Origin of the sequence: Bacteroides zhangwenhongii (genome assembly GCF_009193325.2) — a bacterium.
Taxonomy (GTDB): domain Bacteria; phylum Bacteroidota; class Bacteroidia; order Bacteroidales; family Bacteroidaceae; genus Bacteroides; species Bacteroides zhangwenhongii.
Window position 1 is genome coordinate 3,496,987 of record NZ_CP059856.1, and the last position, 14,007, is coordinate 3,510,993.

Annotated in this window: 7 protein-coding genes; all 7 read right to left on the reverse strand. The window is 38.7% G+C overall.

Annotated elements, in window-relative coordinates:
• Positions 1–72: 72 nt before the first annotated feature.
• Complete coding sequence (locus tag GD630_RS14085; RefSeq protein WP_143866231.1) at positions 73–2,280, reverse strand: glycoside hydrolase family 3 N-terminal domain-containing protein; 2,208 nt, start codon at positions 2,278–2,280, stop codon at positions 73–75.
• A 147-nt stretch (positions 2,281–2,427) separates the two neighbouring features.
• The gene (locus tag GD630_RS14090) at positions 2,428–4,245 is read right to left on the reverse strand and encodes a DUF4886 domain-containing protein (protein ID WP_143866233.1); all 1,818 of its coding nucleotides are present in this window, start codon (positions 4,243–4,245) and stop codon (positions 2,428–2,430) included.
• 63 nt (positions 4,246–4,308) lie between these two features.
• Entirely contained in the window at positions 4,309–5,901 is a 1,593-nt protein-coding gene (locus GD630_RS14095) for a DUF4832 domain-containing protein (RefSeq protein WP_143866235.1), read from the reverse strand.
• 108 nt (positions 5,902–6,009) lie between these two features.
• The gene (locus GD630_RS14100; RefSeq protein WP_143866237.1) at positions 6,010–7,230 is read right to left on the reverse strand and encodes a SusE domain-containing protein; all 1,221 of its coding nucleotides are present in this window, start codon (positions 7,228–7,230) and stop codon (positions 6,010–6,012) included.
• Between the two features lie 24 nt (positions 7,231–7,254).
• A complete protein-coding gene (locus GD630_RS14105) occupies positions 7,255–9,189 on the reverse strand; it encodes a RagB/SusD family nutrient uptake outer membrane protein (RefSeq protein ID WP_143866238.1) in 1,935 nt (644 codons plus the stop codon).
• A 12-nt stretch (positions 9,190–9,201) separates the two neighbouring features.
• Complete coding sequence (locus GD630_RS14110; RefSeq protein ID WP_143866240.1) at positions 9,202–12,588, reverse strand: TonB-dependent receptor; 3,387 nt, start codon at positions 12,586–12,588, stop codon at positions 9,202–9,204.
• A 154-nt stretch (positions 12,589–12,742) separates the two neighbouring features.
• On the reverse strand, positions 12,743–13,852 hold the full coding sequence (locus GD630_RS14115) for a FecR family protein (protein WP_143866242.1): 1,110 nt from the start codon (positions 13,850–13,852) through the stop codon (positions 12,743–12,745).
• Positions 13,853–14,007: the final 155 nt, after the last annotated feature.

The following is a 14,007-nucleotide window of genomic DNA, read 5'->3' on the forward strand; positions in this document are numbered from 1 at the left end:
TGATCACTCGGTAATTCAAATCAACCGTAATTTTCTTAACCGGTTGGCAACCAAGCCTGTAAAAGATTCAAATTAATCCGTTAATTCTATCTTCACTTTCTGGTCTTTTACCTGAATATAGTACTCTCCAGTTTCCAGAAAACGTTTACCATTTCCGTCTACAAAGCCCAAATCACGTTCCAAATCTATGTCGAAACGGAAGGTTTTCGTTTCTCCGGCTTTGATAGATTGTTTTTCAAAGTACTTCAACTCTTTTACAGGACGTGTAATCGAGCAATATGGATCGGAGATGAACCAGTGTACCGTTTCCAAACCATCACGTTTCCCTGTATTAGTAACGGCTATCTCAGCCGACAATTTCTCGCCGCGTTTTACTTTAGAAGCGGAAAGAGTAACAACACCATACTTGAACTCAGTATAGCTCAGACCGTGCCCGAAAGGATACAAAGGATCACTTGTTATATCTTTATAGAATCCCTGATGACCACGCCCACTTTTACGACGATTATAATAGATAGGGATCTGACCTGTTGAATAAGGGAAAGTCATAGCTAATTTACCCGAAGGATTGATACGTCCTGACAATATCCCCGCCATCGGGAGAGCACCATTTACACCCGGTTGCCAGATTTCCAGTATCGCATCTGAAATTGGCTCCAACCGATTCAGTTCCAACGGACGGCCGTTAACGAGTACCAATACAACTGGCTTGCCGGCTTTTTTTACTTCTTTTGCCAGTTCTTCCTGAATCTGAGGCAGGGCAATGGAAGAACGGGAAGCGTTTTCACCACTCCAGGTCATCATCTCACCCAAACAAAGAACGACTACATCAGACCAGCGTGCAGCTTCCAGTGCTTCTGCAAATCCTTCACGGTTATCTCCTTGAGTACTGCAACCTAACGCATAACGTAGTTCGGCTCTTCCGGCGAACTCAGTTTCCACCCCTTTATAAAGCATTGCTACATCCGTATCTTTTCCATGCCCACACCAGGAGCCTAACAAATCCCAGCCATTCTTTGCCATTGGACCTACTACGGCAATCCTTTTTTTATCTGTCAGTGGTAATATCTGATTCTCATTTTTCAATAATACCATGGATTCAGCCGCAAGCTGGGCGGCAATATCCATGCTTTGCGGACGGAAAAAACGTTCTTTCTCACTTGTAACCGGAGTATAGGGACGTTCAAACAAACCTAAACGGAATTTCACACGCAAAACACGACGGACTGATTCATCCACTTGAGCCATCGTTATTTTTCCTTCTTCAACTAACTCTTTCATATGGCGGTCGTAAGCATGAGACATCATATCCATCTCAAGACCTGCATTGAAGGCATACACTGCTGCCTCTTTTTTGTTAGCTGCCAGTCCCTGATTTTTCAGTTGCTCGATTGCTCCCCAATCGGAAACGATGAAACCATCGTGTCCCCAACGTTCTTTCAGAATTTCCGTCATCGTATAGTGGTTGGCAGATCCAGGGACACCACTGATATCATTAAAAGAACTCATCAGAGTCGCTGCACCCGCTTTCACGCCCATTTCATAAGGGAGCAGATAAGTATCCCAAAGAGTTTGTCTAGAGATTTCGGTATAAACATAATCACGTCCAGCTTCGGAAGCGCCATAACCGATATAATGTTTCAAACAAGCTGCTATGCGGTCTTCGGCAGACATATCATCTCCTTGATAACCACGCACCGATGCAGCAGCAAATACTCCATTCGTATACGGGTCTTCACCGTATCCTTCGGCAACACGTCCCCAACGGGGATCGCGCGCTACGTCAATCATCGGTGAGAATGTCCAGTCCACCCCCGACATTCGGGCTTCTTGCGCAGTAACTGCACACGCTTTTTCTACCAGTTCAGGATTCCAAGAGCAAGCCTGTCCCAGAGAAATAGGATACACAGTACGAAATCCGTGAATGGCATCGTAACCAAAAATAATAGGAATGCCCAAACGGGATTCTTCCATAGCCTTCTTTTGCACATTATTACGCAAAGTAGGATTGGTATCGTAATAAATCAACGAACCAATTTCCGCCGGAACTTTTTTAACCTCTTCTCCTATATTATTCACATTGTTATTCCGCCCCATGGTATATTGATTCAGTTGCAGAATTTTTTCTTCCAAAGTCATACGTGACAACAAATCATCGACTCTTTTTTCAATCGGTGCTTCTGCATCCTTATACAAAGGAAGATTCTTTTTATCTTTTGCCAAAAGAGTACATGCTACTCCCCACAGGCATAAACCGAAAATTAATGCTTTTCTTCTCATTACGTTTTCGTCAGTTAGTTATTTTTATTAATCCAAATAGCTCTTCAGACAAACACATTGTCTGTCACTGATTTTCATACAAATCTATAGGGAAACAAGGTCATCAATCCGATGACCTCGTTCTATCTAAATCTGTCCCATTTTATATCATTCTACCTGACTGATACGCATAGCATTAATATGCCCATCTGCAGCAAGCCCTGTATCTTTGCCAACAACTTCTATTATAATCTTTCCGTTACTATCAGGTTCAATATTCTCAAAATTAGTAACATACTCGGCAAATGGAACAGCATCAAAAGAAGGATAAACTCCATCACCAGAGGTTGCAATCTTCAAACCTGTTTTAATTACTTTCGTCTCACTCTCAATCTTACCTTTCAATTTATAAGCAGAAACTCGTGCATCCTTACTACCCGCATAGCGCACAGCCAAAATCGTAAAATTATATTTTTTAGCGGGATCTAATTCTGAAATTTCAATCTGCCCAGCTCCTGTATCACCTTCGCCTTTGGTTCCAATTAGCATCAATCCATCTTTCCATGCTGAGATAGGAAAATCCATTCCATCTACAGTTATAGCTTTTTGACTATCTTCACCACCAACTCCCGCATAATTTCCAGTAAATCCTCCAAGAACTTTCAAAACTATATTCGTATAATCTCCATCGGCATTTTTCAACCATACAGGAGTGGAAGATGCAACGTATGATATTACATTATTCCATGGAAGAGACGATAAAGAGTTCGAACCGAAATCTACATAAATAGGTGTTTTCAATCCTCCCGATATAATATCCGGTTTTTTAAAATCAATCATATCAGTAACTTCATCCGGTTTCATTACTGCCAAATGTGCGGCATTCTGAGCAATCTTGACTATTTGCGGATCAATAGTTTGAGGCGCATATGAATTTCCAACTACTGTTTGTCTAAATATAGCCTCAAACCAAGTACATGCTGCCGTATAACGCCCATAAGTTACTTCCAAATGATAACCATCCCGGTTGAAAGCATCTCCCAAGAAAGAAGTGCGTCCATTCTGAATAGCTGTTCCTGAAGGAATCAATATGTTGAGTTCCGTATTATCCTCCATTGCCTGGTTGGCTGCCGACACAATCGCATTGTACATAGTCATCTGATCCTTATTATACTCCGGAAAACTTTCATGTGTTGACGTAGAAGCATAAGCCCATGTCTGATGCCACATCAGCTTTGCTTTAGGACGAAATGTCTGCACTTCGGCTATCAAGTCCGCTAATGCGGCATAAGTTTCATACTTACCTGATTTTCCACTTGCCTGCTGCAAACTAATGTAATCCCATTTCTCATCAATTAAGGCATCAGACAAGCGGTAACCACTTTTATTAACCTTCTTACCATCTTTCACCTTTCTATATTCATAAGCAGCATTATCACCTCTCATATTATTCAGATGTTTATCCAAGTCACATCCGCCTATGTACATATTACCAATGACAACCTCAATACCAGCCGCCTGAGCCAGTTCGTACAAATATTGTTCTACCGCATCCTGAGAAAAGCTATTACCTATTGCCAATATTCTTGTCGGGCTTTGATTAACCGTCACAGAAATAAAAGCTGAAAGACGTTTTGTTTCCCCCGGGCATTCTATCTTTATAGAAGCCTTTCCAGACGAAACACCCGCTATGGTAATACTTTTATCATAGTTCATAATAGCAGTAGCCACATCTGGATTAGAAGAAGTACAAACATACTCCAATTCACGTTCTTCATCTGAGCTAAATGTAATATTTACATTAGTTTCCTCACCTGTCATCACAGTCACCTGCTCAGAGGCTACTATCATCCATTTATTGCTCAAATAAGGATAAGGCTTTTCATCATCTGAGCATGAAGTAAAAACATTTCCAAACGACAGAAATATATATAATAGAAGTAAACCACCCCAAAGTGATTTGCTTTTCCAAAACAAATTTCTCATAATAATTAATTTTAGTTACTATGTCCAATGAAATTCAAGAAATGAATAAGACTACTCAGTAAATCACTTTACAGTAACCTGCAGCAATCTCACCCAACCAGAATCTGTCAGGTTCTTTGTTACAGCCATTTGCAAACCAATCTCATTATCCTTGGTCGTATCAACAAGCCCTACAGCCCAATTGTAAACTCCAACAGAAACTCCTTTCATTGTTAAATCAAAGTTATATGTAGTCGGTTTGCCCTTTAACCAGGTAGATAAGTCAGTTTGCTCATCAACAAATACTTTTACCGCTTTATCGTTATTATCTAACAATGCAAATGCAACTTTGTATTTTTGATTCCACTGTGGTATATTCGTAGGACAATATCCCCATCCCATATTATTCCAACGATGAACAATTGACACTTTCTGTCCACTTGTCACATCTTTCGGCAAAGAAATCATATCGGGATATAAACGATATCCACCTTCAGTAACAAAACGCTGTACCAAAGAAAAGCATTTGGTAAACCATGAATTTGTTTCATCTCCCACACGAAAATCCATCATATTTACATGTGCTTCGGCAGAAGCGTCAAATTCCCCTTGACGAACATCTTCCGGATGGCCTTCTCTATATTTTCCACTCGGGTCAATCCAATAACGGTGTGTTCCTCCAGTAATCCAACCACCTTCCATTATTATAGGACGTTTATAATTCCATCTTTCAGCAAACTGTTTTTCCCAGTCTTGATAATAACCTGTCATACCAAAAGCATCATGGCGTAGACTATAACCCTTATTTATCGCACTATTCAAAAGTTTTTCTGTGTCTGAGGCTACTGCCCCCCAACCGGAAGTATTATTAGCACCTACCAATCTATGGTAATTGATGACCAAAGGAACTTTCTTAAAACAATGCGAATACAAACTTGTAATCCATTCAAAAACTTTTTCCTTATTTGCATAATCTTTATAAACCATAGTATGCGCCTCTCCCCATTTACCTAGCCCATAGGCATCAATAAAATCGACTTTATCCGGATCATCAAACTCTTTGGCAAATGCTTCAATAAAAGCAGCATATTTTTGCTGAAATATTTCATCATCAGGATAAGGAGATTTACGGCTTTCGCCATTATTTCCATTAGGATCCGGATAGGAGGCAGCACCTGCATCGAATACATACTGTGGGGTATTCAGACCTTGGTCACGCCCATCTACAACTATACGAAAAGATAATCGCATATTTCTATCTAGCGCACTTTTGAACAATTTTGTCAGTCGAGCGTTCGGATCATTCCAAACATACACACCTTCACTCGGATTTAAAGAACTCCAACTAGTACGAATATAACAAGTACTTGCATAATCGGAAACCTTAACCGGTGTTGCTAATTCCGGCACTTTCATGTTATCGTATCCCATAGTGGTCCAGAAATTTTCATCCCAACCACGTCCCATATACATAACCCATCCATTTAACGGATTACGAAGAACTGTCTTTTTATCTCCAATAACCTTGACTGTTACATTCCCGGCAGGAAGCCCTTTATCTCCCTCATCAACCGCTCCGTCATCGCCACCTGAACATGCAGATAAAGTCCCCGAACAAGAAAGTAAACAAGCCAAACTCCATAGTCTTACAACCGATAACATTTTCTCTATTTTCATATATTCCAATCTTATTTAATTAAAAAATATTGCCGTATCTATCAAGAGAGTCCTTTCGTATCTGAATCGCTATTCCGATACGGCAATAATTAATATTACATTACTGCGTCAACGTTTCTCTGCACGAATTGTCATATTTCTCAAATCAAGAACAATGAAATTTGCGCCAACCGGAAGGTTATAATAAGAGTTACGTTGTCCTCTACTAGAACCGCCATACAATTCTCCTGTCACTCCTAAAGCTAACGAAGCACTTCCGGCTGTTTGATCATCAATCGGTTTACAACTATATGCCCAAGCGTTATTTCTGTATGTACCACCATCTACAACAAACTTCACTCCCTTAGCTCCCTTTATTGCATTACCCGAATATACCAATACTTGAGGATCTGCCAGACTTGGCGTAAATCCTGTCCACCATCCCCAACCTGTTCCATCTCCATACATCCACAAATTTGTAACTACGGTAGTATGTTCTTCCGGTGGAGTAGCCACATCCATCCATTTAACAACTACCGGCTCCAGCTTTTTATCTGGAGAATAAATCGTCACAGTCTTTTTCTCCATATTAACTACGATACGATATTCACCATCTTTCGGAATATTCCATGCAATAGGTTCTGCCTTCATCATAACATTTTCAGCTTCACCATCTTGCAAAGTACCTTCCCCATCTGCCGGACAGATATAATTAGTTTCCCCTTCAAATTCTACGGGAATCTCCAATTCTCCTTGTTTCAAATCGCCCAAGAAAGCATATTGATACTCATTCTCCACCGTCTTACTCATCGTGATTCTACCTCCGGTCATTGCAGTTCCATCAAGATAAACTCTATCTGCATCGAAAACAATTGGTTTATAAGGTCGAACGTTTACTGATACCGTACGAACTTCCGGTTTTGCCCAACGGGTTCCACCATCCCATTTAGCTATGACACGAAATTGAATCGTTGCAGATTTATTACTGGACTGCCCCCATTTTTCTGTCAGCAAGTTCTGTAATTCTGCCGTTGTGTAGCTTTTACTAAACACACCTTCTTCTTCATCATTACGCACACAGGAATTAAAATTGCTTCCTTCAATATCTATCTTAGTCACATAAGAAATCATGTATTCCTCTGGCATTTCCCGGGCTGGGGTCCATTCAAAAGTCAGCACTACATCATCCAGTCTGTCGCCATCCAATTCTATATCCGTAGTCGAAGCAGTCAGTTCCAGACACTCTACAGCATCAGATTGATTATTATTCTTGTCATCATCATTACATGCACTCAGGCATATTACAGCAGCCATCGGCAACCACTTATATAATGATCCTATTTTACTCATACTTATTGTTTTTAAGGTAAAACATTATTTCCACCATCCGGGCAGTTGTCTCAAATTTATATTCACATCCATCTCATCTTGAGGTATAGGCCACCAATAGCTGATGAACTTTCTTGTTTGGTAAACAGTACGCTTGTAATAAGAGTCCCTATCCTCCTTCTTCGCCAACATATTCATTCCCCAAAACTTTCCGTCCAACGCAGTTTCAGCTTCCTTCCAACGGCGTAAATCATCAAAACGTAATCCTGCTTCACAATTCATTTCTACCCGTCTCTCTCTACGAATTAACTGACGCATCTCTTTCGGATCAGTCGGAGCTGTTATTTTTCCAGCTTCCGTACCCTCACTATACTGAGGAATACCCGCTCTTTCACGAATCTTATTGATATATTTCAATATTTCCTTTTTATTAGAATCATAAGTTCCCATATCAATACTATATTCATTCAAAGATTCAGCATAACTCAGATAAGCTTCAGCCAAACGATAAAGACATCCTTGACGATTCTTATAATTACCACTACTTTCTGTAGGAATTGCAGAAGGGTCTACACGCTTACGAATCAAATAACCAGCACATGGTGAATCATGAGAGGGACCTCCATCCTCACCACCATTAAAAAAGTTTGTTGCTTTCTTTTTACCCCAATGATATTCTTCATTGTATAAGACAGATATATAGAAACGGGGTTCACGTCCACAATACATTTTATATGTATTAGCCGGTACAATTACATTCTGATCCTTTGCTGCATCTCCTTTCGCTGTCCCATACATCCATCTTGTATTAAAAGATTCATCTGCCGTTGAGTATCCATCTTCACTATAGCCTGAAGCCTCGTTTTTAATAGGAGTGCCACCATCATTCGTATATCCAGTAATAGGAACCAACCCATTCCTCATAAAGAAAGCATCAACCAATGACTGGGTAACCCCAATGGCACCAGCCCCACCCATACTACGCGGGTTTGCCTGACGATCGAAATACCCTGCATCGTCATAAGTTCTAGGATATATTATTTCTAAATTACCTTGATTACGCCGAAGCATCAATGCATTCTGATAAGAAAGGAACGGATCGATATCTTCTCCATTACTCAAATATTCAATATGTAATTTATGCCCCGATTTCTCAGCCTCATCAATCACCAGTTTATTAGCTTCAACTGCTTGTTTCCAACGATTTGGGTCATGTTCTGAATTAAAAATCGGCGTACCATCACAGTTCTTCATATTTTTCATGTCTGTATCCTGATTTCCATTCACCAAATCACTAGCGGCAAACGTAAGTAGACGGGCACGTATAGCCAAACAGGTAAGAGAAGTAATACGACCATATTTATTATCATCGTCATAGAACGGAGGTAATTCTTTTGAGGCCTCAAGCATTTCATTTGCAGCCCAATCTACTACTGTATAGAAAGGCTCTTGTTTTAATAATAAACTTTCTCCTGTAGTTTCCTCAGCAGCTTCACGAATAATAGGAATAGCTCCATAAGTCATAACCATCATCGCATGAAATTGTGCAATAAGGAAGCGACATTCGGCTTTCATATAATTAACCTCTTTCTCCGAAACATCTGCAATTGCATGTGCATACTTTATAAAAGTATATGCCGAACGAATAGCCTTTGGAAAAGTTGTCCAATAGCTAATTACCCCTTCATTATTCGCCGTCCAGTTTCCGTTCTGATAGAAAATAGCTTTAAAGCCTTGAGACTCCCATCCTACAGAAGGCGCTAATTCATCAGCAACAGCATCTGCACCATCATATGTATAAAATTTAGGAACTAAGCTATAAATATATGCTAACCAACGTTCCATATTATTCTTATTTTCAAATACAGATTCCAATGTCAACTGATCATCCGGCTCTTTGTCCAAATAATCAGAACAAGAAGACATAGGAACTAAAGCTATTAAGCCTAATGCAATAAATACTATTATTTTATTTTTCATACTATTATATCTTTAGAATCTGATTTCAAAACCTGCAGATAATGATTTCATTACAGGATAAGCAGCACCCGTTTTATCTTTTACTTCAGGATCCCATAATTTAAAATTCGAGAAAGTCAACAAATTAGTACCTCTGACAAAGACACGCGCACCAGAAATAAATATATTCTGCATCCATTTTTTGGGAAATGAATATCCTAATTCAATATTTTTCAGACGCATAAAGCTCATATTTCGCAACCACCATGTAGAAGGCTGACTATTGTTTGAGTTAGTTCCATAATCCAAACGAGGATAAAAGACATCCTGGCTAGGATTATCTACAGTCCAACGATCATTATAATTAGTGAATATATTATAAGTAGTACCTTTGTTAGAAGCCGGTATAATGTTTCCTGAAAGAATATTCCAACTTCTTCCAATTCCTTGGAACAATACACCAAAATCAAGATCTTTCCATTTCATATTCAGTCCAAAACCATATACAATCTCGGGATCAACTGTACCTCCTATCGGTGATTGGTCGAATGCATCAATCGCTCCATCCTTATTCACATCTACATATTTGATATCACCCGGTCGTACCTTAGCAGTAAAGCTTTGCACTGGAATTCCTTCTTTTAATGTTCCTGTTGCCACATCTGCAAAATCATCTTCAGTAAAAAGCCTATCAGCCACATATCCGAACAACTGATTGACCGGGTGCCCCGTTTCAGCTCTATTTGTACCAATTACAGCCTGAGGTTCATCTTTCTCTATTATTTCATTATGAGCATAAGTAAAAGTACCCATTAAACTTATATATAAGTTCTTATTAAACTGTTTGTTGACATTCAATGACAATTCAACACCACGGTTAGTTACTTTACCATAATTACTCCACGGCTTTTTAATAAAGCCGGCTGTTGCCGGAACCGAAGCACGTTCCATAAAAATGTTATGACGCCGTTCCTCGAAAACATCAACCTGTAAGTCAACCAGACCTTTCAATAAACCTAATTCTAAACCGATATTGGCTTTATTTACAATTTCCCATGTTAAATCAGGAACTGCAAATTCTCCTTCTGCCATACCATTTTTTGAATATCCAGACTCTACTCCCCATTTATACAGTTTCAAAGTCGCATAATCATCCAATATAGTAGAAAGATAAGCAAAACGACGTCCTGACAAGTTTGCGTTACCTGTTTGTCCATAAGAAGCACGCAACTTCAACTTTGAAATAATATTTCTCATTGGTTGCATAAATGATTCTTCAGATACAATCCAGCCAATTGCCCCTGATGGGAAAAAACCGTATCGCTTACCTTTTGCAAAATTTTCAGAACCATTATAACCAAAATTAAATTCAGCTATATATTTTCCACCGTAAGTGTAAGAAGCACGTCCAGCCAATCCTTGAGTACGATATGGTAACTTTTCACCTTTATCATAATTACGGCGATTAAATAAAAGCAAACCAGAAACTGCATGTTTCTCTGCAAATGTATGATCATACATCAGACTTGCCTCCATATACACACTCTTATTCCCATAATCAGCAGATTTATCATAACCCAAAAAATTACTACCGTTTTGCTTTTTTGTCAAAACAAGTTCTCCCTCTTCATTTCGAGATGTAGCAGCATTATAATATTCCGGTGTTTTTGAACGTTTCACTGTACCGCTTGAATAACGGTCAAAAGAAAATACACCTTTAACTTTTAAACCCGGTGTTATAAATTTCAAGTCCTGTTCCAATGAAAATAATGTTTCAATTTTACTCGCACTAGTACGTTGATAACCACTTTGAGTAGCCATTGCCCAAACATTACCTTCTTCCGTTCCAGCCATTTCTCCTGAAGAATACTGCGCAGGAAAGGTAAAAGGAACAGCTCGGAATGCACGACTAAAAATCAAGCTAACATCCTGAGTAGTAGAATTACGGTCCTGCAAATAACCACCAATGTTAAAACGTAATTGAGTGGTCGGAGAAAGTTTTAAATCAACATTTGAACGAACATTATATCGCTGTAACTTGATCGAAGGATCCCATTCTTGCTTCTTATCTCGTTGCAAGATACCTTGCTCATTGAACACAGCCGCAACAAACGAATAGCGCAGACGCTCTGTACCTCCTGAGATATCAACACTCACTCGCTGATTAGATGCATTATCTTTAGAGATTACATCAATCCAATCAACATCCGGATATAAATCAGGGTCATATCCTGAACGAGTCTTTGCAATTCTATCAGCATACATAGGAGACTGTCCAGTATCAATCAGAGCATCATCCAATACTTGCATATAATCAGCTGCTCCAATATATTCAGGCAATCTAACCGGTTGAGTAAATGAGAACTCACTCTTTACTACAACACGCGGCTTACCGACCTGCCCGCGTTTCGTATTAATAAGCACTACGCCATTAGCACCGCGAACACCGTAGACAGCACTTGCAGCAGCATCCTTCAATACAGAAAAAGATTCAATCTCCTCCGGATCAATATTATTCAAATCACGTTCAATTCCATCCACCAGGACCAAAGGATCCCCACCGGCTTTTCCAAATGTACTGATACCACGAATCCAAAAGGTGGAGTTATCATAGCCCGGCTCACCGGAGCGCTGTACCGCAAGTACACCTGAAACAACACCGGCCAAATTATTACTCAATGAACGGCTTGTAGATACTTTCAATTTCTCAGGCGCCAACGTAGTAATAGAACCGACTACCGACTCTTTCTTTTGTGCACCGTAAGCAACAACCACGACCTCATCCAACTGACCTACATCCTCTACCATCTGCACGTTAACAACTTTCCGGTTATCAACAATTTCTTCTTTAGGCACAAAGCCAATATAACGGAAAGAAAGTACTGACTTTCTCGTAGGAACCATAATGCTATAATTACCATTCATGTCTGTCAATGAATGTACTGTAGAATCATTCTTCAAAATGATTGTTACACCAATTAGCGGCTCCCCTTTTTCATCTGATACGTTACCTGTTACCTTAATACCCTTTTGCTGTGTAGTTTGCTGCACTTTAGGAGCTTCTGGGACCGAAATCGTAATTTGCCTTCCCGACATCTTATAATTCAGCCCTGTCTCTGAAAACAATTCTTTCAACACAGCATCTATTTTCTTATTGGAAACTGAAATGGAGACTTTATTATTCAGATTTTTTTGAACATTCGCTGAATAAATAAAAATGTACTTACTATGTTTTTCGATATAATCTAAGATATCTTTAACTGTGGTATTCTCATATTGTACCGAGAACAAATCTTCTTCGGAATTCCATCGGATAGAATTAGTACCGAACGAAGAACTAGGAATCATAAAAAAGACGTTTATAATGCAAAAAAGCTTAAGTCTTTTTTTTAAGTGTAAAAAAATACTTTTCTTTACCATAAAAATTTCTTTTTAGGTTAACAATTTGGGATTTATTGATTTAACTAAGGAATTACTATCGGGTAAATACGGCAATATTTATCCGATTTTTTGTGTCATGATGATAATCTGTTCTTCATAGGCAAGCATATTTAAAAGATTAATTAAAAAATTATTATTTATTCAAGTATATACTAGTATCTCTTTTTTCTATCGTAAATGGCAATGTTTGCTGAATACATTCAATCACCTCATCTATATCATCTTTCAAATCTAGTTTTCCATAGACCTTCTCACTACCTACCAATGGATCACATTGTATGGATACACCATAATAAATGCTTAGCTTCTGAATAATCTGCGATAAAGTATTGCCATTCAACAGCATAATTCCATCTATCCAACTAATATATTCAGCTACATCCACTTGCTTCTGACAGACAATTGAACCATCTGCTATATTCAATAAATCATGTGGAGCCAATTGTGCCTTCTTCTCATTCTTATCAGTTACTTCTACTGATCCTTCTACCAATACAATATTGGTCGCACTTCCCCGATAATTGGAAATATTAAACTTTGTACCAAGTACCCGTAATTTAAAATCCTCAGATTCAACAATAAAAGGACGTTTCTTATCATGAGCAACCTCTAGAAAAACTTCCCCTTGAGTATATATCTTACGAATGTCACCTTTAAAACGACGAGGATAAACAACTTTAGACTGGGAGTTTACCACTAGACGAGTCCCATCTGACAACTCTATTCTAGCCCTCTTACCTGAGGGAACAATCAACTGATTATATTCTTGTTCATCTTTTACCTTTTCTTCTTTAATAACCTGAGAATTAACCGCAACTTTTCCTTCCTTTGAATACTTAATAAAGGCATCTTCATCTAAGTTCAATTGTTCTTTAGCAGTTATCAGAGTTACTTCATCAACAGTCTGGCTGTCTAGACCTTCCGCAATAGCTTGTAAGTCTAAATCAACTGCAGTTTCTAGATTCATAAAATAAATAGTTGATATACAAACTAGAATAGAAGCAGCAATAGAAGCGGAAGTTATTAACAAATAGTTCCGTTTGCGCTTCTTTTCGCTTTTTTGTATTTTCATACGAGTTCTCTCTATAATGGAAGAAGCATCAATTTTCTCTTGTTCGCAGCTTTCCCAAAAGAACCTCAACGTCTCACCTTCAGGCATAGTGGTAAAATCATCCTCAAGTTTTTCCTGAGAATTCAACTTACCAAATAAATTTGCAAGGCGAAAGTATTCTTTCAAGTTCATAATCTTTTTTAATGTTGTTCTATAATTAAAGACGCAATTAAAAAAAGAATCTCCTAGTTAAAAATGAACTTTTTTCTCATTTCATGTAAAAAAAATATATAAGACAGATTTGTTTCACGAATAGGCTATTGATAATCAAACAAATAAGGCAAGAA

Excerpts from the sequence above, each read along its gene's own strand:
- GD630_RS14085 (WP_143866231.1), bottom strand. The coding sequence starts at position 2,280 with ATGAGAAGAAAAGCATTAATTTTCGGTTTATGCCTGTGGGGAGTAGCA.
- GD630_RS14090 (WP_143866233.1), bottom strand. The coding sequence starts at position 4,245 with ATGAGAAATTTGTTTTGGAAAAGCAAATCACTTTGGGGTGGTTTACTT.
- GD630_RS14095 (WP_143866235.1), bottom strand. The coding sequence starts at position 5,901 with ATGAAAATAGAGAAAATGTTATCGGTTGTAAGACTATGGAGTTTGGCT.
- GD630_RS14100 (WP_143866237.1), bottom strand. The coding sequence starts at position 7,230 with ATGAGTAAAATAGGATCATTATATAAGTGGTTGCCGATGGCTGCTGTA.
- GD630_RS14105 (WP_143866238.1), bottom strand. The coding sequence starts at position 9,189 with ATGAAAAATAAAATAATAGTATTTATTGCATTAGGCTTAATAGCTTTA.
- GD630_RS14110 (WP_143866240.1), bottom strand. The coding sequence starts at position 12,588 with ATGGTAAAGAAAAGTATTTTTTTACACTTAAAAAAAAGACTTAAGCTT.
- GD630_RS14115 (WP_143866242.1), bottom strand. The coding sequence starts at position 13,852 with ATGAACTTGAAAGAATACTTTCGCCTTGCAAATTTATTTGGTAAGTTG.